This is a genomic window from Mycobacterium sp. P2_H7, from assembly GCF_056403275.1.
The window spans coordinates 18,688-42,615 of sequence record NZ_JBFUFU010000025.1 but is presented as its reverse complement, the minus strand read 5'-3'; the positions used below and the strand labels follow the sequence as shown (position 1 = coordinate 42,615).

20 protein-coding genes are annotated in these 23,928 nt (G+C 62.4%); 12 read left to right on the top strand and 8 right to left on the bottom strand.

Annotated elements, in window-relative coordinates:
* Positions 1-200: 200 nt before the first annotated feature.
* Positions 201-3,728, top strand: coding sequence for a carboxylic acid reductase (gene car / locus AC1DY7_RS28995; protein ID WP_477497210.1), 3,528 nt, complete (start codon positions 201-203; stop codon positions 3,726-3,728).
* 367 nt (positions 3,729-4,095) lie between these two features.
* Positions 4,096-5,487, top strand: coding sequence for an NAD(P)/FAD-dependent oxidoreductase (locus AC1DY7_RS28990; RefSeq protein ID WP_477497220.1), 1,392 nt, complete (start codon positions 4,096-4,098; stop codon positions 5,485-5,487).
* Between the two features lie 237 nt (positions 5,488-5,724).
* Here AC1DY7_RS28990 and AC1DY7_RS28985 read toward each other — a convergent pair whose 3' ends face one another.
* Positions 5,725-6,858, bottom strand: coding sequence for an epoxide hydrolase family protein (locus tag AC1DY7_RS28985; protein WP_477497209.1), 1,134 nt, complete (start codon positions 6,856-6,858; stop codon positions 5,725-5,727).
* Positions 6,859-7,145: 287 nt separating this feature from the next.
* On the opposite strand from AC1DY7_RS28985, the gene AC1DY7_RS28980 reads away from it, so the two are divergent.
* From AC1DY7_RS28980 to AC1DY7_RS28935, 10 genes are read left to right on the top strand one after another with little or no spacing between them, the layout of a single operon-like run.
* Positions 7,146-7,913 carry an MlaE family ABC transporter permease gene (locus tag AC1DY7_RS28980; RefSeq protein WP_477497208.1) on the top strand — a complete coding sequence of 256 codons (768 nt, stop codon included), beginning with the start codon at positions 7,146-7,148 and terminating at the stop codon, positions 7,911-7,913.
* 29 nt (positions 7,914-7,942) lie between these two features.
* Positions 7,943-8,761 carry an ABC transporter permease gene (locus AC1DY7_RS28975; protein WP_477497207.1) on the top strand — a complete coding sequence of 273 codons (819 nt, stop codon included), beginning with the start codon at positions 7,943-7,945 and terminating at the stop codon, positions 8,759-8,761.
* 2 nt (positions 8,762-8,763) lie between these two features.
* The gene (locus AC1DY7_RS28970) at positions 8,764-10,131 is read left to right on the top strand and encodes an MCE family protein (protein ID WP_477497206.1); all 1,368 of its coding nucleotides are present in this window, start codon (positions 8,764-8,766) and stop codon (positions 10,129-10,131) included.
* 28 nt (positions 10,132-10,159) lie between these two features.
* The gene (locus AC1DY7_RS28965) at positions 10,160-11,188 is read left to right on the top strand and encodes an MCE family protein (RefSeq protein WP_477497205.1); all 1,029 of its coding nucleotides are present in this window, start codon (positions 10,160-10,162) and stop codon (positions 11,186-11,188) included.
* Positions 11,185-12,504, top strand: coding sequence for an MCE family protein (locus AC1DY7_RS28960; protein ID WP_477497219.1), 1,320 nt, complete (start codon positions 11,185-11,187; stop codon positions 12,502-12,504). Before AC1DY7_RS28965 ends, AC1DY7_RS28960 begins: the two co-directional genes overlap by 4 nt.
* Positions 12,501-13,865, top strand: coding sequence for an MCE family protein (locus AC1DY7_RS28955; protein ID WP_477497204.1), 1,365 nt, complete (start codon positions 12,501-12,503; stop codon positions 13,863-13,865). Before AC1DY7_RS28960 ends, AC1DY7_RS28955 begins: the two co-directional genes overlap by 4 nt.
* 8 nt (positions 13,866-13,873) lie before the next feature.
* On the top strand, positions 13,874-15,001 hold the full coding sequence (locus AC1DY7_RS28950) for an MCE family protein (RefSeq protein ID WP_477497218.1): 1,128 nt from the start codon (positions 13,874-13,876) through the stop codon (positions 14,999-15,001).
* A 1-nt stretch (position 15,002) separates the two neighbouring features.
* Entirely contained in the window at positions 15,003-16,481 is a 1,479-nt protein-coding gene (locus AC1DY7_RS28945; RefSeq protein WP_477497203.1) for an MCE family protein, read from the top strand.
* Between the two features lie 4 nt (positions 16,482-16,485).
* Positions 16,486-17,175 carry an Mce protein gene (locus AC1DY7_RS28940; protein WP_477497202.1) on the top strand — a complete coding sequence of 230 codons (690 nt, stop codon included), beginning with the start codon at positions 16,486-16,488 and terminating at the stop codon, positions 17,173-17,175.
* A complete protein-coding gene (locus tag AC1DY7_RS28935) occupies positions 17,172-17,807 on the top strand; it encodes a hypothetical protein (protein ID WP_477497201.1) in 636 nt (211 codons plus the stop codon). The genes AC1DY7_RS28940 and AC1DY7_RS28935 overlap by 4 nt, the downstream gene beginning before the upstream one ends.
* Positions 17,808-17,919: 112 nt before the next feature.
* Here AC1DY7_RS28935 and AC1DY7_RS28930 read toward each other — a convergent pair whose 3' ends face one another.
* The 7 genes from AC1DY7_RS28930 to AC1DY7_RS28900 all read right to left on the bottom strand — a co-directional run bounded on the left by AC1DY7_RS28930 (position 17,920) and on the right by AC1DY7_RS28900 (position 23,658).
* The gene (locus AC1DY7_RS28930) at positions 17,920-18,441 is read right to left on the bottom strand and encodes a hypothetical protein (protein ID WP_477497200.1); all 522 of its coding nucleotides are present in this window, start codon (positions 18,439-18,441) and stop codon (positions 17,920-17,922) included.
* A gap of 136 nt (positions 18,442-18,577) precedes the next feature.
* On the bottom strand, positions 18,578-19,021 hold the full coding sequence (locus AC1DY7_RS28925; RefSeq protein WP_477497199.1) for a nuclear transport factor 2 family protein: 444 nt from the start codon (positions 19,019-19,021) through the stop codon (positions 18,578-18,580).
* A 29-nt stretch (positions 19,022-19,050) separates the two neighbouring features.
* Positions 19,051-20,220, bottom strand: coding sequence for an acyl-CoA dehydrogenase family protein (locus AC1DY7_RS28920; protein WP_477497198.1), 1,170 nt, complete (start codon positions 20,218-20,220; stop codon positions 19,051-19,053).
* Positions 20,221-20,316: 96 nt separating this feature from the next.
* Positions 20,317-21,135 (bottom strand): alpha/beta fold hydrolase, encoded by an 819-nt coding sequence (locus AC1DY7_RS28915; RefSeq protein ID WP_477497197.1) that lies wholly within the window; start codon positions 21,133-21,135, stop codon positions 20,317-20,319.
* Positions 21,136-21,149: 14 nt separating this feature from the next.
* Positions 21,150-22,361: a CaiB/BaiF CoA transferase family protein gene (locus AC1DY7_RS28910; RefSeq protein ID WP_477497196.1), complete on the bottom strand. Its 1,212-nt coding sequence runs from the start codon at positions 22,359-22,361 to the stop codon at positions 21,150-21,152.
* Positions 22,358-22,846, bottom strand: coding sequence for a YybH family protein (locus AC1DY7_RS28905; protein WP_477497195.1), 489 nt, complete (start codon positions 22,844-22,846; stop codon positions 22,358-22,360). The genes AC1DY7_RS28910 and AC1DY7_RS28905 overlap by 4 nt, the downstream gene beginning before the upstream one ends.
* The gene (locus tag AC1DY7_RS28900; protein WP_477497194.1) at positions 22,843-23,658 is read right to left on the bottom strand and encodes a hypothetical protein; all 816 of its coding nucleotides are present in this window, start codon (positions 23,656-23,658) and stop codon (positions 22,843-22,845) included. Before AC1DY7_RS28900 ends, AC1DY7_RS28905 begins: the two co-directional genes overlap by 4 nt.
* Between the last annotated feature and the right edge of the window lie 270 nt (positions 23,659-23,928).

Below are 23,928 nucleotides of genomic sequence, written 5' to 3'. Positions count from 1 at the left end.
GGAGTCGTCGGCTGGTGCGGTAGGTCGCAGCTGGCGCGTGTTCCCGAGGGCGCGCCAGCGCTAAGCCTCGTCCTGCGCAGTGACGCAGCCGCAAAGCGGAGTGCGCCGCCGGGAATATCGTTAGGAAACCTAACTTTCTTTGAGTTGTGCGACGTTGGCGCACTCGATAGTCAAAACTGATATTCATTAGGGAGTTTTAGATGTCAGCCTCATTCGATGGCCGCGAAGAACGTCTGCGGCAGCGTTTCAACAGCTTGGTCGCCGAAGATCCGCAACTGGTCGCAGCGCGGCCAGACACGACAATCTCTGCCGCACTGACAGCAGCCGATGGGCAGTTCGCCGATGTGATTCGCACCGTCATGACCGGGTATGCCGATCGGCCGGCGCTCGGCCAGCGAGCGGTTGATTTCGGCACTGATGCGGCGGGCCGAACGGTGGCCCGCCTGCAGCCCCACTTCGACACCTGGACCTACCGTGAAACGTGGGATCGCTCAAATGCATTGGCCTATTCGCTGATTGGCAACCCCGTGCAGCTCGGCGATTGCGTCGCGACGCTTGGTTTCGCCAGCGCCGACTACGCGACCATTGATTTCGCCCTCGCGCTCACGGGCGGTGTGTCAGTCCCACTGCAGACCAACGCGCCTGTGTCGCAGCTGCGTCCGATCTTGACCGAGACGCAACCGGTAGTCATTCTGGCTAGCGTCGATCATCTCGGGGACGCCGTCGAACTTGCGTTGACAGCTCACGCACCACAGCGACTGATCGTCTTCGATTACCATCCGCGGGTCGACGATCATCGCGAGGCATTCGAGTCGGCTGTTACTCGCCTTGCCGACTTGAGCGTCAGCGTTGAATCGCTCGACGATGTCATCGCGCGTGGCGGAAAGCACGCCGACGAACCCCAGATCGAGCGCGGTGACGCCGATGCCGTACGCCTCCTCATCTACACGTCCGGAAGCACGGGGACCCCCAAAGGCGCGATGTACACCGACCGCTTGCTGACGACTACCTGGCGCGGGTGGCTCCGTCCCGCTTGGGACGCCGAGGGCAGGATGCCGCTGATCACCCTATGCTTCATGCCACTGAGTCACATGATGGGTCGCGCCATCATGTACTCGACGCTCGGAGCGGGTGGTACCGCCTACTTTGCGGCAAAGAGCGACTTCTCGACGCTGTTCGACGACCTCGCTGCGGTGCGACCGACCAGGCTCGATCTCGTCCCGCGGATCTGGGAAATGCTGTACGACGAGGTGCAAGCGGAAGTTGACGGCAGGGCAGGAGCGGTTTCGCCCGCCGCTCGCGCTGAAGTCGAGTTGCAGGTGATGTCGGAAAAGCGCCAGACCTTGGTCGGCGGGCGTCAATTCTCGGCCATGACGGGTTCGGCGCCTATGTCGCCGGAACTGACCTCGTGGGTGGAGGAATTTCTAGATGTCCATCTCATCAACGGGTACGGCGCCACCGAGGATGGAATCATCCTGGTCGACGAGCGCATCAGCCGGCCGCCGGTGCTCGACTACAAACTGGTGGACGTGCCCGAACTCAACTACTTCGGCACCGACAAGCCGTACCCGCGCGGCGAATTATGGGTCAAGTCAGAGGCTGCCATCCCGGGCTACTACAAGCGGCCGGAGGTGACTGCCGAAATCTTCGACGCCGACGGCTGGTATCACACCGGTGACGTGTTCGCAGAAGTCGAACCAGAGCACTTGGTCTACTTGGACCGTCGCAACAACGTGCTGAAACTCTCCCAAGGTGAGTTCGTCACCGTCTCGAAGTTGGAGGCGGCGTACGTGGGTCACCCTGCCGTACGTCAGATCTTCTTGTACGGCAACAGTGCCCGTGCTTACTTGCTCGCAGTCGTCGTGCCCTCCGACGACGCATTGGCCGGCGTTGGCGGTGACACCGAAGCGGTGAAACCGGTTGTTGCCGAGGCTCTGCAAAGGGTGGCGCGTGACTCTGGATTGCAGTCGTTCGAAGTACCTCGCGACTTTCTCATCGAGACCACGCCGTTCACCCTTGACAATGGATTGCTCTCCGGAATAGGCAAACTGGCGCGGCCCAAGCTCAAAGAGGCCTACGGGCCGGTGCTGGAACAGCTGTACGTCGACCTGTTCGAAGATCAGGCCAATGTGCTGCGCGCGCTACGGCAGGGGGACCTGCAAGGTTCGGTTCTCGAGATCATCTCCAAAGCTGCGGGTGCGCTTCTCGGTGCAGCGACAGCCGATGTCTCGCCCAGCGCAGCGTTCAGCGACCTGGGCGGAGATTCATTGTCGGCGTTGACATTCGCGAATCTTCTCCACGAGATCTTCGACGTTGACGTTCCCGTCGGGGTGATCATCAGCCCGGCCACCGACCTCACTGCCATCGCCGCCTATGTCGAGGCTCGACGGTCCGGCGATTCTACGCGGCCCACCTACGACGCGGTGCACGGCCGTCACGCGACTGAAGTGCATGCCCGCGATCTGACCTTGGACAAGTTCCTCGACGACGCGACACTGGTGGCGGGGCCGCTACTGCCAGGTCCTCGCCGCGAGGTCCGCACCGTATTACTCACCGGTGCCACCGGATTCCTCGGCCGCTACCTGGCGCTGGAATGGTTGGAGCGAATGGACCTGGTCGACGGCAGGGTGATCTGCCTGGTTAGAGCGAAGTCCGACGCGGAAGCACGCGCGCGGCTGGACGCTACTTTTGACAGCGGAGATCCGGCACTGCTCGAGAAGTACCGTTCGCTGGCGGGCAACCATCTCGAGGTGCTCGCTGGCGACAAGGGCGACGAGAACCTCGGACTGCCACAACACACTTGGCAACGGTTGGCCGATACCGTCGACCTGATCGTGGACCCCGCGGCGTTGGTCAACCACGTGCTGCCCTACAGCCAGTTGTTCGGCCCCAACGCCGTCGGCACCGCAGAACTCATCCGCATCGCGTTGACTCACCACAAGAAGCCCTTCGTCTATGTCTCGACAATCGGCGTCGGCATCGGCGTCCAGACGAGGCCATTTGTCGAGGACGCTGACATCCGAAAGGTGAGTGCTACGCGCAAGATCGGTGACGACTACGCCAACGGTTACTCCACCAGCAAATGGGCTGGCGAGGTGCTGCTGCGGGAGGCGAACGAAGTAGCCGGGTTGCCGGTCTCGGTGTTTCGTTGCGACATGATCATGGCTGACACCAGCTACGCCGGTCAGCTCAACGTCCCGGACATGTTCACCCGCATGATGCTCAGCCTCGTTGCCACCGGCGTGGCACCGGAATCCTTCTACGAGCTGGACGCACAGGGCAACCGGCAGCGCGCCCACTACGACGGGCTGCCGGTGGAGTTCATCGCCGAGGCGATCTCCACACTCGGGGTCAATGTGACGGACGGGTTCGAGACGTATCACGTGATGAACTCGCACGACGATGGCATCAGCATGGACACCTTCGTCGACTGGCTGGTGGACGCCGGTTACCCGATAGTGCGGGTCGGCGGTTACGCGGCCTGGCTGACACGGTTCGACGCCGCACTCAAGGCGTTGCCCGCAAAGCAACGAGCTGCCTCGCTCCTGCCGCTCATTCACAACTATCAGCGGCCCGAACAACCCATCAACGGGTCCTGGGTTCCGGTGGATCGCTTCCGAGAGGCTGTGCAGAACAACAAGATCGGGCATGACAAGGACATCCCGCACCTCGCGGCACCGCTCATCGTCAAGTACGCAACCGACCTGACGTTGCTCGGATTGCTCTGAATCTGAGAGTGTGTAACCCCCCTCGGGCTGACCTGCTCGAGGTGGGGTTCTCACCGCATCAGGGTTCTCGTAAGGGATCCGAAGTGGCCGCTGTCGCCTTGGGCCTGGCGATCGCAGCCGGAGGCCAACACAATCAGTAGGTACAACCCAGTCCAACAACTAGGATCTGACCAACGGCTCGGGACACTAGGCCGGCAGGGCGACGTCGGTCGTGTGTAGCGATGCCGAACGGATAACTCAACGCCTCTATCAGCACAGTGCGACCGGCGCCAATCACGTCGCCATTCAGGTCATCGGCACTAAGGAACTGCTGCCGGTACTAACGACTTTGGCTCCGGCACTCGACCGGTATTAGAAAGAGAAGATGATGAATAATCCCGGGGCCACCGCGTCCGACAAGCATAAGGTCGTCATCATTGGATCTGGCTTCGGCGGGTTGAACACTGCTCAGAAACTAAAGCGCGCTGACGTCGACATCAAGCTAATTGCCAAGACGACACATCACTTATTCCAACCGCTGCTCTACCAGGTAGCAACGGGCATCATCTCCGAAGGCGAGATCGCGCCACCCACGCGACTGATCCTGCGCAGGCAAGACAACGCGCAGGTGGTGCTCGGCGAGGTCTCCCGCATCGATCTGGCGAACCAGACTGTTGACTCGCTTCTCCTCGGACACACCTACCGCACCCCATACGACACTCTCGTGATCGCAGCCGGTGCCGGCCAGTCGTACTTCGGCAACGACCATTTCGCCGAGTGGGCCCCCGGAATGAAGACCATCGACGATGCGCTGGAACTGCGTGGCCGGATCCTAGGCGCATTCGAGCAAGCCGAACGTTCCGGCGATCCCGTTCGCCGTGCCAAGCTACTTACGTTCGTGGTCGTCGGGGCTGGTCCCACCGGGGTCGAAATGGCCGGACAGATCCAAGAACTCGCCGACCAAACGCTCAAGGGCAGCTTCCGGCGCATCGACCCGGCCGAAGCGCACGTCATTCTGCTGGACGCTGCGCCAGCCGTGCTGCCGCCGATGGGTGAGAAGCTGGGCCTCAAGGCCAAAGCCCGACTGGAGAAAATGGGTGTCGAGATCCAGCTCAACGCCATGGTGACCGATGTCGACCGCAACGGCATCACGGTGAAGGATTCCGACGGCAGCATCCGTCGCATCGAGGCGGCTACCAAGGTGTGGTCAGCTGGCGTGCAGGCCAGCCCGCTCGGTCGTGACCTCGCCGAGCAGTCCGAGACCGAGATCGATCGCGCCGGCCGGGTAAAGGTGGAACCGGATCTGTCGATTCCAGGGCACCCCAACGTCTTCGTCATCGGCGACATGGCATTCGTGCCCGGCGTCCCGGGGATGGCCCAAGGTGCCATCCAGGGTGGTAAGCATGTCGCCAAGATCATCCAGAACGAGAGCAAAGCACGCGAGCACGGAACCATTCCGAAAGCTCGGGAACCGTTCGAGTACTTCGACAAAGGCTCGATGGCAACCGTGTCGAAGTACAACGCCGTCGCGCAGATCGGCAAGGTTGAGTTCGGCGGCTTCCTCGCGTGGCTGGCCTGGCTCGCGTTGCACTTGGTTCTTCTCGTCGGCTTCAAGACCAAAATCGCCACTCTGCTCTCGTGGGCGGTGACGTTCCTGGGAGGTGACCGCGGTCAACTCACAATCACCGAGCAACAGGCATACGCCCGAACGCGTATCGAGCAGCTAAGCAGCATCAGCCCCACGACCGATCGGGCCGTTACCGGCGACCCAGCCCAATGATCAAGGCGTTCCTAGTTCGACAACTGGACGACTGAGTTGTTCGGTAAACCACAGGCTTTCGATCTGGGCGTCCTCGACCGCCCCAATCTCGGAGTCCCGCGGCGCAATGCTCGGCACATTTGTGATCGGCATAGTGGTTGTGGCAGAGCATCTTTCACATACAGACAAAGCGTATGTTGCATCGACTGGTGGAACGGAGCTCACCGTCACGGCCCTTCCGATGCGTGACCATGCCCGTTACCTCACTGAGGCGAAAAAGCCGCGGAGATCCTCCACGAACAATGCGGGTTGTTCGAAGGCGGCGAAGTGGCCGCCTTTCGGCATGGTCGTCCACCGGGTGATGTTGTAGTGCTCGTCGCACCAGTGGCGTGGCGCACGGAGAATCTCGCGCGGGAACGCCGCAACTCCGGTGGGCAACTCGACCCGTTCTCCGGCCTCAGCTGTGGGGAAGTTCTCCCAGTACAGGCGAGCTGACGAGGCGGCTGAGCGGGTAGCCCAGTACAGCATGACGTTGTCGAGGAGTTCGTCGCGGCTGACGACATTCTCCGGGTGGCCGTCGCAGTCCATCCAGGACCAGAATTTCTCGACGATCCAGGCGAGTTGGCCCACTGGAGAGTCGGTCAGACCGTAACCGATCGTCTGTGGTCGGGTCGCCTGTTGCTTGGCGTAGCCAGCATCCCATCGTTCGTAGTGGGCAAGCCCGTCGAGTGCATCCCGCTCGTCCTCGGTGGGTTGCGGAATGCCACCTTTCGGCGGTCCTGCAACGGGAAGGTTGGTGTGGATCGCGACGCAGTGGCCTTGGTTTCGGCCGATTTGTGTGGTGACCAGTGAGCCCCAATCGCCACCCTGAGCCCCGTAGCTCTGATAACCCAGTCTGACCATCAGGCTGTCCCACGCGCATGCAATCTTGTCGACGCCCCATCCGGTCGCAGTGGGCTTGCCTGAGAACCCGAAGCCGGGCAGTGATGGGCAAACAACGTGAAATGCGTCTTCGGGCCGCCCGCCGTAGGCAGTCGGATTCGTGAGTGGCTCGATCACCTTGTGAAACTCAACCACGGAACCGGGCCAGCCATGGGTGATGATCAGCGGGAAGGCGTCGCTGTGGGGGGAACGCTGATGGATGAAATGAATGTCTAGGCCGTCGATTTTCGTTATGAAGTGGTCGAACCGATTGAGCGCCGCTTCGCGTGCGCGCCAGTCATATTCGTCAGCCCAGTAGGTGGCGAGATCGCGAACGTACGTCAGCGGAATGCCCTGACTCCAGTCATCGACGCACTCTGATTCGGGCCAACGAGTCCGGCTCAGGCGCAGGCGCAGATCGGCCAGGTCCGCATCGGACACGTGGAGTCGGAAGGGGCTGATGATGTTCATGTCGACGCACTCTCGATTCTGTTGAAGAAACGTCCAGAGCGGGGAACCGCGCTTCGATAAACGATAGACCCGAAGTCTGAGAACCAAAATAGCCAGGTCAGACGGTAATCGGGCAACGATCGTTTACAGCGACGGAAACTTCGGTTACTGTGACGACGATCTCAACGAAGGGAGCGATGTGATGTAGCCATTGGTCCAGCGGAGCTCAATCAGGCTTCGCTTGGCTGACGGCCCGTCACACGCAGCCGCCGTGCTGTGCGAAACGCAACAAATAAGGGTGGCAACGCATGATTTCAATTGACACGGCGCTCAAGCCGATGCGCGCCGTGGGCGGATTTTTTGCGATGGCCCTCGACGTCGCGGTGGCAATGCCAAAACGTCCGTTCGCCTGGCAGGAGTTCTTGACCCAATCATGGTTCGTTGCTCGGGTGTCGTTGCTGCCCACGCTGATGCTGTCGATTCCGTTCACCGTCATGCTCGTCTTCACATTCAACATCTTGTTGGTCGAGTTCGGAGCTGCGGACTTCTCGGGGACTGGGGCCGCCTACGGCACGGTGACGCAGCTAGGGCCGATCGTGACTGTTCTGGTGGTGGCCGGCGCCGGCGCCACATCGATGTGTGCTGACCTCGGTGCGCGAACCATCCGGGAGGAGCTGGATGCGCTCAGGGTCATGGGGGTCAACCCAATTCAGACGCTCGTCGTCCCGCGAGTGCTAGCGGCGGCGCTGGTCGCCGTCCTGTTGTCCTCGGTGGTGATTTTGGTCGGCATCGCCGGCGGCTTCTTCTTTTCAGTGTTCGTTCAGCACGTCACGCCGGGGGCGTTCGCTGCAGGTATGACTTTGATAACTGGTGTAGGGGATGTCGTCATCTCGTTGGTCAAAGCTGCGTTGTTCGGGCTTGCCGCGGGACTAATCGCCTGTTACAAGGGAATCTCGGTGAGCGGCGGTCCTGCTGGGGTGGGCAACGCAGTCAATGAGACGGTGGTATTCACCTTCATGGCGCTGTTCGCGATCAATATCGTGGGCACGGCTGTCGGCGTGCAGGCGACCCTGTGAGTCACGTCGCTGCAGCACGGTATCCGCGTATGGCTCGGTTGACCCGAGGCTGGGCGGCCGGGTGGAACCGCGTCGGCACGCAAACCGAATTCTACGGCCGCACAATGGGTTCGGTCGGCCACGTGTTCATTTACTATCGAGCCGAGTTGGTGCGCCTGATCGCGCAGATGGGCCTCGGCGCCGGTGCGCTTGCGGTTGTCGGTGGCACCGTGGTGATCGTCGGATTCCTGACAGTAACGACCGGAGCGCTGGTCGCCGTGCAGGGATACAACCAGTTCGCTCAGGTGGGTGTGGAAGCTCTCACCGGTTTCGCCTCGGCGTTCTTCAATGTGCGGCTCATAGCGCCGTTGACGGCGGGAATCGGTTTGGCCGCCACCATTGGTGCTGGGGCTACCGCGCAACTGGGTGCCATGCGTATCAATGAGGAGATCGATGCTCTTGAAGTGATGGGCATCCGGTCGGTCGCCTACTTGGCTTCGACCAGACTCGTCTCTGGAGTAGTCGTGGTGGTTCCCCTGTATTGCGTGGCGGTTCTGATGTCATTTCTGTCCGCGCGAGTCGGCACCACCGTGGGATACGGACAGTCAACCGGTGTGTACGACCACTACTTCAACACGTTCTTGAACCCGACCGACCTCATCTGGTCATTCGCCCTGGCCGTCGCCATGTCGATCGTGATCATGCTGGTGCACACCTACTACGGCTTCACCGCATCCGGCGGGCCGGCAGGCGTCGGTGAAGCGGTCGGACGAGCGGTGCGAACCTCCTTGGTTGCCGTGGCCGTCGTCGCAATGTTCCTGTCATTGGCCATTTATGGCCAATCCGGCAATTTCAACCTGGCAGGTTAGCGATGCTTACCAAAGCAGGCCAGCCTCGCATTCACCCGGCGTGGTGGACAGTGATTCTGATAATCGTCGTGGTTGCCTTTATCCTCATTTGTTCGGCGGTGTTCGCCGGGACCTTCCGAAGCTTTGTCCCCGTCACACTGACCGCGGACCGTGCAGGTCTGGTGATGGAGTCGGGGGCGAAGGTCAAGCTTCGCGGCGTGCAGGTCGGCAGGGTCGAAGGCATCGCCGGCGGGACGGGGTTTGTCGAGCTCAGATTGCAGATCGAACCCGATCAGCTCAAATTCATCCCCGCTAATGTGGGCGCCCAGATCCGGGCCACAACAGCCTTCGGCGCAAAGTACGTCGATCTGGTCTATCCAGATGACCCGAGCCCGCAGCGGCTGGCGGCCGGAGCCGTGTTGCGGTCCGGCAACGTGAGCACCGAGGTCAATACCGTCTTCCAAAACCTGGTGAACGTTCTGCATAAGGTAGATCCCGCGAAGCTGAACGCGGTGCTCAGTGCGCTGGCCGACGGCGTGCGGGGCCAGGGGGAGCGGATCGGGGAGGCGACGACCGACGCCAACCAAGTTCTGTTGGCGGTCAATCCCCGGATGGGTACCGTCCAACAGGATTGGCAGTCATTAACAAATTTCAGTGACGCGTATAGTGCTGCCGCTCAAGACATTCTAGCCACTCTGAACGCCGCGAGCACCACGAGCGCGACCGTTACCAACCATGCCGCTGCGCTCGATGGGCTACTGCTCAGCACGACCGGCCTGGCGAACACCGGCATCGACCTCATAGGCCCAAACCAGGCGAATTTGATACACGCGGTCAACGTCCTGAATCCGACGACAAACCTGTTGCTGAAGTACAACCCCACGTACACCTGCTTGCTGATGGGCTCCAAATGGTGGCTGGACAACATCGGATACGAGTCTCTCGGTGGCAACGGGAGGACCGCGGTCCTTGACGACGCACTGCTATTCGGTGACCGTCCATACCGCTATCCCGAAAACCTGCCGATCGTCGCGGCGAAGGGCGGGCCGGGAGGCAAGCCAAGCTGTGGCTCCTTGCCGGATGCCTCAAAGAACTTCCCAGTGCGGCAACTGATCACCGATACCGGCTGGGGCACCGGCCTGGATATCCGCCCCAATCCCGGCTTCGGACATCCGTTCTGGGTCGACTTCCTACCGGCTACGCGTGGCGTCCCCCAAGCGCCGAGCTTCCGCGGTGACGGACCGCCGGCAATCGGGCCGGTACCTTACCCGGGCGCACCGCCCTACGGCGCGCCGCTCTACCCGCCCCCGCCCGGGGTTCCGGCTGCGGCGGGACCACCGCCAGCTGCTTCAGAGCCGGCACCGCCAGTAGATCTCCCGCCGTCGCCGTGACCACTATCAGCTTCCGAGGAAGGCAGTTGTGAGGAGCAAGATCGTCGGCATCAGTGTCCGGCTGGTCGTTTTCGTGACCGTATGTGCGCTGGGGACGTTCGCGCTGCTGATGATCTTCGCCCAGTTGCGTTTCCAGGACGAACAGACCTACAACGCCGAGTTCGTCAACGTCAGCGGCCTTCAGAACGGCAACTTCGTTCGCATCGCCGGTGTGGAGGTCGGCAAGGTCAAGACCATTTCGATCAAGCGTGACGCGACCGCCGTGGTCGAGTTCTCCGCCGACGACTCCGTGGTACTCACCGAGGGCACCAAGGCGCTGATCCGCTATGACAACCTCATCGGCGGGCGCTACCTCGAACTGCAAGAAGGAACGGGCAGCCTAACGCGCCTGCGCCACGGCGCAACAATTCCTGTGGACAGGACCGAACCCGCACTGGACCTGGACGCCTTGATCGGCGGCTTCCGACCACTGTTCCGCGCGTTGGACCCCCAGCAGGTCAATGCCCTGAGCAGCCAACTCGTAGAAGCCTTTCAGGGCCAGGGCGCGTCGATCAGTTCATTCCTGGCCCAGTCGGCAACATTCACCAGCACGCTGGCAGACCGGGACGAACTGATCGGCCAAGTCGTTTCAAATCTGAATGTTGTGCTCGGATCTTTGGGCGATCAAAGTGATCAGTTTGCCAAAGCAGTCGGTTCTCTATCGCAACTCATGGGCGAGCTCGCCACGCGAAGGACGGCGATCAGCGACGCAGTGGCCAACACAAACGCGGCTGCAGCCACCATCACCGATCTCCTCACCCAAGCACGTCCGCCGCTGAAAAATGCCGTGGCTCAATCTGATCGGGCCGCCGGGATCATCGTGGCCGATCACGACTACGTCGACAACCTGCTGAAGAACCTGCCGGATAAGTACCAGGCGCTGGCACGGCAGGGGATGTACGGCGACTACTTCAGCTTCTACTTCTGCGACATTCTGCTGAAGCTCAATGGCAAAGGCGGCCAGCCGGTTTACGTCAAGGTAGCTGGTCAAGACACCGGACGGTGCGCACCAAAATGAGATCCTTTTCCGAACGCAACATGGCGATGGTCGGCGCGATCGGTGTCGGTCTGGTAGCTGCAGTCGTTCTTGCGGCTCTGAACTACACCAAGCTGTTCGATCAGGACAGCGCGTACTCGGCGTACTTCGCTGAGGCAAGCGGATTGATGTCCAATTCCGATGTTCAAGTCTCCGGATTCCCCGTCGGCAAGGTCACCGACATCGAGCTCGACGGAAGCCGAGTGTTGGTGAAATTCAAGGTTGCCAGCGATGTTTGGCTTGGCGACCGGACGGAGGCGTCGATCAGGGCGAAGAGCCTTCTTGGGACGAAGGTCCTCGAAATAGCCCCGCGCGGGGATACGCCACTGTCGGGGACCATTCCTATCGATCGAACCACGCCGGCCTATCAGCTGCCCGATGCGCTGGGCGAACTCGCTACCACCATCAGCGGGTTGAACACCGATCAGCTGAATCAGTCACTATCCACCTTGTCGGACACTTTTCAGAACACCCCGCCCGATCTGCGTGTAGCGGTGGAAGGGGTCTCGCGGTTCGCGAAAACCCTGAATGAACGGGACGCGCAACTCCGTGAGCTGCTGGTCAATGCCAGTAAGACCACCAGCGTGCTGGCCGAGCGAAGCGACCAGGTCGTCAGCCTGATCGATAATACGAATGCACTTCTTGGCCAATTGCGAACGCAGAGCAGCGCATTGGACGAGATTGCGGGCAACGTCGCCGCGTTGGCTCAGCAATTGTCGGGAGTGGTCGCAGACAATCGTGCACAGCTGCGGCCGGCGCTGGACAAGCTCAATGGTGTGCTGACCATCATTGACAATCGCAAAGGTGACGTGCAGAAATCGATCAAACTGTTGAATCAGTACGCGCTGTCGCTCGGTGAATCGGTTTCCTCCGGTCCATTCTTCAAGTCGTACGTGGCCAATCTGCTTCCGGGTCAGTTCCTGCAGCCGTTCGTCGACGCCGCGTTCTCCGATCTCGGCCTGGACCCCAATGTGCTGCCCCCATCGCAACTGACAGATCCGCAAGTCGGCCAGCCGGGGACACCTGCGCTGCCCGTACCGTTTCCCCGCACTGGACAAGGCGGTGAGCCCAGACTGAACCTGCCCGACGCGATCACCGGGAAACCTGGCGACCCGCGATACCCCTACCGGGAACCGCTACCAGCCCCGCCACGGGGAGGTCCTCCTCCAGGACCGCCGGCGCTGCCGCCACCAGGGCTCGCCTCTCAGCCCGAGCCCACCCCAAGCCCGGTCTATGCACCGGCGCCCAACGAAGCCCCGCCGATCACCCGTCCAACACCCGGGGAAGGAACGCCATGATCAAGAGCCGCAACGTGCGTCCAGTGCTGGCGGTTACGCTGACGCTGATACTGGTGGTCGGTATCGGTGTGCTGGCCCGATCGACCTTCAACTTCGGCAAGACCCATCTCGTCGCATACTTCGACAACAGCAATGGCGTATTCCCGGGTGACTCCGTGTTCGTACTCGGCGTTCCGATCGGCAAAATCGACACCATCGAACCGCAGCCCCAGCGCGCCAAGATCACGTTCTGGGTGGACGACAGGTACAAGGTGCCCGCCGACGTCAAGGCTGTCATCCTGTCGCCGCAGTTGATCACCTCACGGGCCATCCAGTTGACGCCGGTCTACACCGGTGGGCCCCAATTACGTTCTGGAGCAGCAATTCCGCAAGAGCGGACGGCCGTCCCCGTGGAATGGGACGACTTTCGGCAGCAGTTGGAGAAGCTCTCGCAGAGTCTGCAACCGGCCCAGCCCGGTGGTGTCAGCCCGCTGGGTTCAATCATCAACACGGCGGCAGCCAACCTCCGCGGTCAGGGTGCCAGGATCCGCGAGGCCATCATTGAAGCCTCGCAGACGTTTTCGGCACTCGGAGACCACAGCAAAGACATCTTCAGCACGATCAAGAATCTGGCGATTCTGGTGTCGGCACTGCAGTCCAGCAGTGACCTGATGGCGCAACTCAACCGCAACCTTGCAACAGTCACCGGGCTACTGGCGGACGACCCAGACGGGATCGGACGGGCACTCGACTATCTCAACACTGCGGCTGGTGATGTCACGGCATTCGTGGCCGATAACCGGGAAGCATTGGGAACGTTGTCGGACAAGCTGGCTTCGGTCTCCCAGCTGCTGGTGGGCAGCCTTGACGACGTTAAGCAGACGCTGCACGTCCTGCCCAATGCAGTGCAGAACTTCCTCAACATCTACGAGCCCGCTCACGCTTCGATTACCGGCCTGCTGGCATTCAACAACTTCTCCAACCCAATCACCTTCCTTTGCGGGGCGATTCAGGCAGCATCGCGCCTGGGCGCCGAACAATCAGCGAAACTGTGTGCGCAGTACTTGGCCCCGATCGTGAAAAATCGGCAGCTGAACTTCCCTCCGATCGGTCTCAGCCCGCTCGTCGGCGCCACTGCGAGGCCAAATGAAGTCACCTACAGCGAGGACTGGATGCGGCCGGACTTTCAGCCCGGCTACGCATCGCCGGGGGACGCTGATGCAGGGTCGGCCGGTGCGCCGAAACCACCTGACGGACAGCCGTCCGCTGGGCCCGAACCCGGCGCACCCGGTGACGCTGCGCTGCCGGCGGAAGCGCCGTTGTCCACCGACCCCGCGCAAGGGCTGCCCGGTCTCATGGTCCCAAACGGTGGTGGATCGTGACACTGAAGATGTTGCACCGCTGGGTGATTGCTGCCTCCTCCCTGGTTCTAGCGCAGCCCCTTTCGGGCTGCCAGTGGCATGGGGTGAATTCGCTGCCACTGCCAGGAACGCAAGGAGGCGGTGCCGGTTCGTACCAGGTTCAGGCCGCACTGCCCGACGTCACCAATATTCAAGAGAACTCACGGGTGCGGGTCGGTGACGTCACGGTGGGCAACGTCACCAAGATCGAACGCCAGGGATGGCACGCGATGATCACGATGTCGATCAACCCGGATGTAGCCCTGCCCGCCAACGCCACTGCGACTATCGGCCAAACAAGTCTGCTCGGCTCGTTGCATATCGAACTGGCCCCGCCCACGAATGCGCCGGCGCAGGGCAAGCTGCACGACGGTTCCCTCATCCCGTTGTCCAACAGCAGCTCCTATCCGAACACCGAACAGACGCTCGCAGCGGTGTCGCTTCTGCTCAATGGCGGCGGACTGGGCCAAGTCCAGGACATCACCACGGCATTCAGTACCGCCTTCACCGGCCGTGAACAAGATCTGCGCAGCCTGATCGGACAGCTCGACCAGTTCACCGGTCACCTGAATGAACAGAAGGACGACATCGTTGCGGCCACTGAAAGTCTCAACAGGTTGGCAGGGCAGTTCGCCGAACAGAAACCCGTTGTCGATCAGGCCCTACGCAGCATCCCCGACGCACTTGTCGTATTGAAGGATGACCGCGAACACCTCGCCGCCGCCCTCGATCGATTCGGCCGGTTCAGTGCCCTTGCCGTGGACTCGGTCAACCAAACGAAGGAGGCGTTCGTCGACGAACTCAAGGACATCGGTCCGGTGTTCGAGTCGTTGGCCAATGCCGGCCCGGCGCTGACCCGTTCACTCAGCCTGCTCGCCACCTTCCCGTGGCCCAACGAGACACTTCAGAACTGGGTGCGGGGCGACTACGCGAATCTCACCGCCATCATCGACCTGACCCTCAGTCGGCTCGACACGTCCATGCTGACCGGCACCCGTTTCGAAGGTGACCTCACCCGGTTGGAGATGCAGTGGGGACGCACCATCGGCCAACTTCCAAGCCCGGCCACCGCAGAAAATCCGCTGGTCGCCCCGTACCACCTTGATCAGGGGCCCTGAAATGTATCTGCCGCGCCAGATCAAAATTCAAATCATCACTTTCGCCGCCATCGCAGCGGTCGCCGTCTCGGTGATGATTTTCGGGTACATCAAAGTTCCCGCGATGCTCGGCGTGGGCCGGTATGAGGTAACGGTGCAATTGCCCGAAGCGGCCGGCCTGTACACGACGGGAAACGTGACCTATCGCGGCACCGAAGTGGGCCGTGTCGACGCGGTCAATCTCACCGATTCCGGTGTGGAAGCGACATTGTCGTTGTCGTCGGATATCGCCATCCCCTCGGACCTCGACGCGCAGGTGCACAGCGTGTCGGCAGTGGGCGAGCAGTATATGGCTCTATTACCGCGCGACGGCAGGTCAGCACCCTTGAAGAGTGGTGACACCATTTCACGAGACCGCGTGACGGTGCCGCCTGACATCAATGCGCTTCTCGACGCGACAAATCGCGGACTGGAGGCCGTGCCGCAGGACAACCTGAAGACTGCTATCGACGAGTCCTACACCGCGGTGGGCGGTCTGGGCCCGGAACTGTCCCGTTTGGTCAAAGGCAGCACCACCATCGCGATCGATGCAAAGGAGAACCTGGACCCCTTGCTCACGCTGATCGATCAAGCTCAGCCGGTCCTGGACTCCCAGAACGACTCCGCGGAAGCGATTTCGGCCTGGGCTGCGCATCTGAAAACCATCACCGGGCAGCTGCAACGCCACGACGCCGCTGTGACAGGCATCCTGGAACGCGGCGGCCCTGCCTCGGAAGAGGTTCGCGGCCTCCTCGATCGGGTGAAACCGACGTTGCCGGTGCTTCTCGCCAACCTGGTCACTGTCGGTGATGTCGCGATCACCTATCAGCCTGCACTCGAACAGCTTCTGGTGTTGATCCCTCAGGGTGTCGCCGTCCTCCAAGCCGGAGCCGTGGCGAACCAATATGCCGCCCCGGGCAAGAAGTCGATCTATCTCGACTTCAATCTCAATGTCAACTTGCCACCGCCATGCACGACGGGATTTCTACCAGCGCAACAGGTGCGCACGCCGAATCTCGAAGACTATCCGCCGCGGGCCCCCGGCGATCTGTACTGCCGGACACCTCAAGACGCGGTCTATGGCGTTCGCGGAGCCAAGAACTATCCCTGCCTGAGCGTGCCCGGAAAGCGGGCGCCGACGGTAAAGATGTGCGAAAGCGACCAGCAGTATGTGCCACTCAACGACGGCTACAACTGGAAAGGTGACCCGAACGCCACTCTGTCCGGACAAGATGTGCCACAGCTGGCGCCCGGCGTCGGCACTTCGTCGGCGAGTCGCGACGCCGCCTCGTCGGGTCCAGCAACCGCCGCTGCACCGGAACCAATAGCCGCGGCCCAGTACGACCCGAATACCGGTAGTTACATCGGACCCGATGGGCGCACCTACACCCAAACCGATTTGGCACAACATCCACAGGAGAAGACATGGCAGACGATGCTGCTGCCACCGAAGGGACAGTGACCCATTGCCCACGCAAGCCCTCAAGAATCCGACATCGTCGATCTCCCACGACGTCGACCCCGACACGCCGGGCACCCGGCCCGATGCCACCACCGACAGTGGTGAGGTGTCAGTCACGTTGGCTGACAACGACACCGAGGCTGGCCAGGGTTCGCCCGAAGCCGCCGATGGCCAACCCGACGGCACACAGAGCACGCGGCCGTGGCGGCGATTGATGCCCCCGGACCTTGGGCTTGTGGTCGGCCTGACGATGGCGGCCGCGCTCACGGCACTCGTCGGCGTTCTCGGAGTCCAGGCCCACCACGCGCACCGAGCCACCCAGCTCCGCGCCTCGTACCTGCAGGTCGGACGCCAAGGTGCACTGAATCTGACCACTATCGACTGGCGTCACGCCGACGCCGATGTGCAACGCATCCTGGACTCTGCGACAGGCTCGTTCTACGACGACTTCTCCCAGCGATCGGCACCATTCGTCGAAGTGGTGAAGAAGGTCCGGTCCATCTCCACCGGAACAGTCACCGTCGCAGGCCTGGAGTCCTCGACGGCCAACGACGCACAGGTGCTCGTCGCCGTCAACGTAGAAACCACGACCAGTGAAACGCCACAACCCGTGCCGCGCGCGTGGCGCATGCGCATCTCCGTACAGAAAGTCGGCAACGACGTGAAAGTGTCGAACGTGGAGTTCGTGCCATGACAAAGCCCCCTGAATCCGACGAAACCAGCAGTGCGGCAGAGGATGGCGTCGATCAACCGGTAGTCGTCGACGCCGAAGAGGCGAAAGACGGGAACACGGAGGGCGCCGACGTCGAAGCGGTAGATCGCGTCAAGGTGACCGCCGGCCACCGGAAGCGACGCCACGTGGCCGCATATGTGCTGGTGCCGCTGTTGGTGATGGCGATGGCTGCCGGTGCTGGATACCTGAAGTACCAAGCTGGTTCGGTCCGAGCCGGTCAAACGGCAGCGATCCCCTCGGTTCAGGCCGCGACCGACGGGACCATTGCCCTGCTGTCGTACCGCCCCGACACCGTTCAGGAAACGTTGACGGTGGCCAGGGACCGGTTGACCGGGCAGTTTCGGGATTCCTATACCTCCTTGACCAACGACGTGGTCATCCCCGGCGCGAAGGAGAAGAGCATCTCGGCGACGGCGACGGTTCCCGCCGCCTCGCCGGTGTCTGTGAGCGAGAACCATGCGGTGGTCCTGGTCTTCGTCGACCAGTCCGTCATCGTCGGCAACGACGCACCGTCGGCGACCGCATCCGCGGTGCAAGTCACCCTCGACAAAGTCGGTGATCGTTGGCTCATCTCGGGATTCGATCCCAAGTGAGGTCTTCGCCGGGCTTCCTACGGCGGACCCCCGCGACGCGGGTGCCGTCCGCCGCTTCCGCGCCCGCCAACTCGGGGACTGCCATCACAGTGACCAGGGGGACATGATGAAGTCACTGCTTCGCGGCAGCAACCGCACCTTCTTCCCCCAGCACCACGCGGTACACGGCGGGGGAGTCAGACTGGCTGTGGCACTGGTTGTCTCGATGGCAGCGATGATCGTGACGGGGTGGGTTTGGCCCCAGACCGCGATCGCGGACCCGCCAGACGATCCCTGTCCACTGGCGATGGCGTTCGTCTGTCGGTTTGTACCCATTGCGCCGGAGTTGGATGGCGACGTCGGCCTCACCGAACAACCTCCAGGTGATCCCTCCGTACCGGACTTGCACCCCCCGAGCGACTCCACGGCCTCGGCACTTCCGCCACAAGCGGACCGCTGACATCTGTGGCAACGGCTGCGTCTGGCCGCCCGATACGTGAACAATCAGGTCGAGGAAGAGATTACGGCCATGGACATCTGCACTGACGTCGCGTGAGGTGTCACGGAACGTCAGTACCGACACCGCTCCGAAGGCCTGCACCCCGAGGTGTTCCAGTACCGCGACGCCGTTGAGGGCAACGCCGGAGATGGTCATCGGACGCCGTTGACGCAGTTTCGCCGCATCCAGCCACACCTGACGTCGTTGCCAAACTCTTGCGGGCCTACGTCCTGCCGCCGGTCCCTGCTACCTCCACGCTCGACCTGGCGCGCGAGCATGTGCCCGCATCACCTCAGCTCGGTTGAATTGCGGTTTGCGCTGTTGGGGCTGCCTGGTGCCAGCGGGCGGTGTCGGTGTACTGCTCCAAGCCTGTGACACGTCCGTTCGACACGGTGATGATGTGGGCGAAGGCCGCGTCGAGTGGACCTCCGTCACGGCGTCCCTGGCCCACGTAGCGGCCCGTGACCAACACTCGCCCATCGACGAGCGGCAGGAAGCGGTCCGGCTCGGCCCGGGCGACGAAGTGGCGCCCGATGGCGCCCCATCCGTCGCGGCGCATGGCATCGGCCCCATGATGTTCGCCGCCGACCCCGAACGGCATTCCCGCGGTCAGAACGCCGTGGAAGTCGGGATCGAGTAGCTTCTCGAGAGCAACCAGATCGAGAGCCGCGAGCGCGTCGTAAAGATCCTGAACGACCGCTGCGTTGGTGTCGGCCGCGGTAGGGGCGTTGTCCATGGTGGCTCCTGTCTGTTGCCGATCGCTGGTCATGCGCGTTGGTCGAAACGTCGTCCGAGATACTCCGACGCGATCCGCATCCGCTGAATGTTGGTGGTGCCGCCGGCGAGGGCCCACCCATGCGCGTCGCGGTGCAGGCGTTCCAGCTCGTATTCCGCGGAGTAGCCGTAGCCGCCGTGCAGCTGCATTGCCAAGTCCGACACCGTCTTAGCCATCTCGTTGGCGAAACACTTCGCCACCGACGCCTCGAGGGGTGCTGGGAACCCGTGGCCGGCGTTTGTGGCGGCCCGGTGGATGAGCAGTCTCGCCGCCTCGACCTGGATTACCATGTCGGCCAGCGAGCCCTGCACCATCTGAAACTCTGCGATGTCCTTGCCGAATTGTTGACGTTCTTGGACGTAGGCGGCGGTCCGGTCCAGGCAGGTCTGGCCAATCGCGAGTGAATGGGTGGAGTTGCCCAGTCGTTCTATCGAAAACGCGGTGAAGAGCTTGTTGAAGCCGCCCTTGGCGATGATCAAATTGTTCAGCGGTACTGCGACGTCGTCGAAGAACATGTCTGCCGAACCGACGCCACGGTGGCCCATCAAGTCTTCCTGCGGGCCGAATGTCAGTCCCGGGGTTTCCTTGTCGACGATGACCGCGCCGATGCCCTTGCCTCCGGGTTCTGAGCCCAAGCGGACGTAAACGAGATACTGCTCGGCGTGCCCCGCCCCTGAGCACCAGCGCTTGGAACCGTTGATGATGATCCGGTCGCCGCGCACCTCGGCTCGGGTGCTGACATCGGTGGCTGCCGAGCCCGCCCCCGCCTCGGAGATCGAGACCGCGATCGTGACATCGCCCGCCACCACCGGCGGCAGCAGTCGCTGCTTCTGCTCGGGTGTCCCGAAGAGATCCACCACTCGCGCCGGTCCCGCGGAGGCTTCAAATGTCGGCCACGCCGCGAGCGGACTGGCTTTGGCGAGTTCTTCCAGTACGACCAGCGCATCCATCAGGGGGCGGCCCCCGCCGCCGTACTCTTCGGGCAGCGTGATCCCGAGCAGCCCCAGATCGCCCAGGTACCGGCGCTCCTCGTTGGGGAAAAAGGCACGCTCTGAATCCCACTGGCGCGCACGCGGGGCGTAGCGCTCCTTGGCGAGTTTACCCACCATGGCGCGAAGATCTGACTGCTCATCCGTGAGGAGTCCTGCTGCTGTATCCACGCCTGAATGCTAACAATCATTTACCAAATAGTCGACGCTAAAAATGGCAGAAAGTGCTGTAATTGTTGACTATTGTTCGCTATAGGAAACGATCGTTTACGACGTGTCGAGTCCAGGGTCGAGGATCTGCAGCAGTGCCGCGTCGAAGGAATCGGGCGCTTCGATCATGGGATAGTGGCCGCAGTCTGGCAGCACGATCTGGGTGATGTCCTCGACCTGCTCAGTCAGCCACGCGGCGCCGCGCCGCGAGAACACCGGGTCCTTGTCGCCGATGATCTGTGCGGTCGGCACAGCCAGGCGGGGAAGTTCGGCCACTTGGTTGGCCTCGAGAAGAGTGGTCAAGGTGGCAGCGCCTGCCCAGGAAGGTGTGTCGAGCGTCTGTAGCAGCAGACGGGTGATCACCGTCTCGTCGGGTGGACTGGCGAAGGCGCTCCGCAGCAACGCGCGACGCGCTTCGAATCGATCGGCCAGTTCAGCGGCCCGTAGGTCGGGGAGGTGAGCCGATGCGGGTACGCCGAACGGATATCCTTCGTGACGCGCGGCCGCCACTCCGTTGCTACCGACCAAGACCAGCTTGGTAACTCGTTCGGGAGCATCCAGAGCAGCCCTAAAGGCGGTGATACCCCCCAGCGACCACCCGATCAGGACCGCGGGCTCGATTCCCAACTCAGCAATGACGGCGAGGACGTCGCGAGCCAGCCGATCCAGTCCATACCCGCGGTGCGGACGATCGGAGCGGCCGTGGCCGCGCAGATCGATGGCGACGGTGGTACGTCCCGCTTCAGCGAGTACCCGTACCTGGCGATCCCAGATCCGGTGGTCGAATGCCCACCCGTGCAGCAGTATTACCGGCGGACCGGCGCCCACGATTTGCGCATGGATTCGCACCCCCGCCTCGACTTCGACGTGAACCACGTTGTGCGCCTTCTTCAGTCATCGGCCCGAGCGGTTTGCGGTGCGATATCGTTCTGGCATACGACACCGGACGTCAGTAACGCATCGACGTCCTCGATGCCCCAGTCGCGCAGCGCAACACGGGTGTGTGTGCCCGGCTGTGCGGGCGCAGTCGGCGTCCCCGACGGCGTCCGGCTGAACCGTGGCGCCGGAGCGGGCTGTCGAACTCCGCCGACGTCGATGAACGTGCCGCGAGCCGCCAAATGGCTGTGCTCGGGTGCCTCATTGAGGCTGAGGACTGGAGCGACACACGCGTCGGTGTCGGCGAACACTTGCGCCCAGTCGTCCCGGGTGCGGAGAGCGAACGCCGCGGAGATGCGAGCGCGCAGCTGCGGCCACCGGCTGCGATCGGACCGCTCCGCTTCGTCGGCATCCAGGCCGAGGGTGCCCATCAACGCAGCGTAGAAAGCGGGCTCGATGGCTCCGACGGCCATGTATCGTCCGTCGGACGTCTCGTACACGTCGTACCATGGCGTGCCGGAGTCAAAGGCGTTGCTGGCTGGTTCATCTCGCCACATATCCCCGGCCATCATGCCGTGCAGCAACGCGGTGAGTGAACTAGCGCCGTCAACGATCGCAGCGTCGACAACCTGGCCGCGGCCAGAACGGGACGCTTCGAAGACCGCGGCGAGTACGCCCATGACGAGGTAGGTCGATCCTCCACCGAAGTCACCCACCAGATTGAGCGGCGGTGTCGGCGGCGCCCCTTCCCGCCCTATTGCGTGTAGTGCCCCAGTCAAGGCCACGTACCCGATGTCGTGGCCCGCGGTGTGGGCCAGCGGCCCGCTCTGACCCCAGCCCGTCATCCGCCCGTACACCAGGCGCGGGTTAACCGCCCAGCAGTCCTGAGGTCCGACGCCGAGACGTTCAGTGACTCCGGGGCGATAGCCTTCGATCAACACATCGGCTGACTTGACCAGTTCAAGCAGCACAGCGACCCCGGCGGGCGAACGCAGGTCGACGATGGCCGACCTGCGTCCACGGCGTAAGACATCGACATCGGGCGGAACCCCGGTGGCGCTCTGGCCGGGTCGGTCCACGCGGAGCACATCGGCGCCCATATCGGCCAACAACATTGCCGCGTGCGGACCCGGACCTATACCGGCGAGTTCGATTGCTCGAAGCCCAGCCAGCGGACCTGTACCGAGGTTGGGTGACGAATCCCCGTCGTCCGTGAGGCCGGTCACTCGGCGGAGATGGTAGACGAAAGTGCCTGCGCGAGTTCGGGATCTTGACTGAACATTTCATCGGCATGTTCGGGGCTCATTGTCACCGAGTTGTGTTCGTGGACGACCTTCCAGACACCGTCGGTGCGTCGCCAGATGTTGGTCTGCCGGCAGATCACGTCGACGTCGACCCCGTTCTTCAACCGCGTCTTGATGCGCACCAGGCTCCACGCCGAACCCAGATCTCCCGATGCGAGAGCGCCATCGCCCTGATAGGTCAAATCCATTGACTCGGCCCCGTTGATGAAATTGCCGATGGTCTCGGTGACTGCGGCGAAGCCGCGGTACTCGTCGGGTGGCCCGGGGTCGAACACACTTACGGTGGGGGAGTTCTCATACATGTCCAACACCCGTTCGACGTCCAGCTCCGCGTATGCGCGGGCTTTCTCGTCGAGGCGTTCGCGTATCTGCTGTGCGGACTGGAGGTCATTGTCGTTCACGTTCATGCCTTTCCTATCGTGTCTTCGGTGTACGTTCGGCCGACCCTGATCGGGGCCGGGCGAGTGTGACGCGTCCTGGAGCCCTCGACCGTGACGGGTGCGGGGCGGGGAGCGGGTACGGCGACCAGGCGGGCGAGAAGGTACACCCAGGCGACCGCGATCGCACTGCTCAATAGAGAGGCAGGAATGGTGACTGCGTTGCTCCAGCCGCTCCCGATGGCGGCGTAGACCGGCACACCTGCACTTTGGTGCAGCCCGGCGCAGACCAAGAGACCGGCGGGAATGAAGAACACTGATTGCCAGTCGGCCGTCAGCACGTGCTTGCGCAAGGCCGCAAAGATGACGGCGACGCCTACGACAGCCATGGCGTTGACGAAGAACCACCAGATCGGGATCCCGAAGAATTGCAGCGGTTGATTGTCGCCGTAGTACCGATACCACTTGAAGACGTGAACCGGAACTGGTTCGAACGCTGCGGCGAACAAGACGGTGATGGAGTAGAACTTCATCACCTGCTTGACGCTCACTCCGTCCTCGAACCTTTTCATCAACCAGGGCACCCATAGACCGAAGTAGGCCACATAAAGTAAGACCAGGAAGATCGGCATCGGCCGGTCGTAGATCGTGAATGCCACATGCGCGCCGTCCTCGGGGTAGACCACGTGGGTCACGATGTTCTGCATCGGTTCCCACATCGTCATGGGTGCGCCGGCCAGCAGCACCATCAGAGGCCAGATCTTGTGTTCGCGGCGGGCGAGCCACAGGCAGTAGCCAAGGGCCATCAAGGCCAGCGACCCGAACCACAGCTCGGCGGCCATCTGCGAACCCGGGCCGATGCCGTAGAACGGACGGTCAAGCGTCATCACAAGCTCCCTTCGTTGAGACGCCTATCACAGTAACCTACCGTCGGAACTATGTAAACGATCGTTGATCAAAGGGGTGGGACATGCAAAGTTAGGTTTCCACAAGCGTTTACAGACGTTCAGGGAGTCGGGCTGTCGTCAGCGCTGCGCCGTGGAGATCTTCGCCCGGGCGGTGCCATCGCCGCATCGCGACCAGGGTGGGGCCGGACTGGAACCCTTCTACGG

What these genes read in the sequence shown, in the direction of transcription:
- AC1DY7_RS28945 (WP_477497203.1), top strand. Translation starts at nt 15,003, where the DNA reads ATGTATCTGCCGCGCCAGATCAAAATTCAAATCATCACTTTCGCCGCC.
- AC1DY7_RS28930 (WP_477497200.1), bottom strand. Translation starts at nt 18,441, where the DNA reads ATGACCATCTCCGGCGTTGCCCTCAACGGCGTCGCGGTACTGGAACAC.
- AC1DY7_RS28970 (WP_477497206.1), top strand. Translation starts at nt 8,764, where the DNA reads ATGCTTACCAAAGCAGGCCAGCCTCGCATTCACCCGGCGTGGTGGACA.
- AC1DY7_RS28935 (WP_477497201.1), top strand. Translation starts at nt 17,172, where the DNA reads ATGACAAAGCCCCCTGAATCCGACGAAACCAGCAGTGCGGCAGAGGAT.
- AC1DY7_RS28980 (WP_477497208.1), top strand. Translation starts at nt 7,146, where the DNA reads ATGATTTCAATTGACACGGCGCTCAAGCCGATGCGCGCCGTGGGCGGA.
- AC1DY7_RS28990 (WP_477497220.1), top strand. Translation starts at nt 4,096, where the DNA reads ATGAATAATCCCGGGGCCACCGCGTCCGACAAGCATAAGGTCGTCATC.
- AC1DY7_RS28955 (WP_477497204.1), top strand. Translation starts at nt 12,501, where the DNA reads ATGATCAAGAGCCGCAACGTGCGTCCAGTGCTGGCGGTTACGCTGACG.
- car (WP_477497210.1), top strand. Translation starts at nt 201, where the DNA reads ATGTCAGCCTCATTCGATGGCCGCGAAGAACGTCTGCGGCAGCGTTTC.
- AC1DY7_RS28925 (WP_477497199.1), bottom strand. Translation starts at nt 19,021, where the DNA reads ATGGACAACGCCCCTACCGCGGCCGACACCAACGCAGCGGTCGTTCAG.
- AC1DY7_RS28905 (WP_477497195.1), bottom strand. Translation starts at nt 22,846, where the DNA reads ATGAACGTGAACGACAATGACCTCCAGTCCGCACAGCAGATACGCGAA.
- AC1DY7_RS28900 (WP_477497194.1), bottom strand. Translation starts at nt 23,658, where the DNA reads ATGGCCGCCGAGCTGTGGTTCGGGTCGCTGGCCTTGATGGCCCTTGGC.
- AC1DY7_RS28985 (WP_477497209.1), bottom strand. Translation starts at nt 6,858, where the DNA reads ATGAACATCATCAGCCCCTTCCGACTCCACGTGTCCGATGCGGACCTG.
- AC1DY7_RS28960 (WP_477497219.1), top strand. Translation starts at nt 11,185, where the DNA reads ATGAGATCCTTTTCCGAACGCAACATGGCGATGGTCGGCGCGATCGGT.
- AC1DY7_RS28975 (WP_477497207.1), top strand. Translation starts at nt 7,943, where the DNA reads ATGGCTCGGTTGACCCGAGGCTGGGCGGCCGGGTGGAACCGCGTCGGC.
- AC1DY7_RS28950 (WP_477497218.1), top strand. Translation starts at nt 13,874, where the DNA reads ATGTTGCACCGCTGGGTGATTGCTGCCTCCTCCCTGGTTCTAGCGCAG.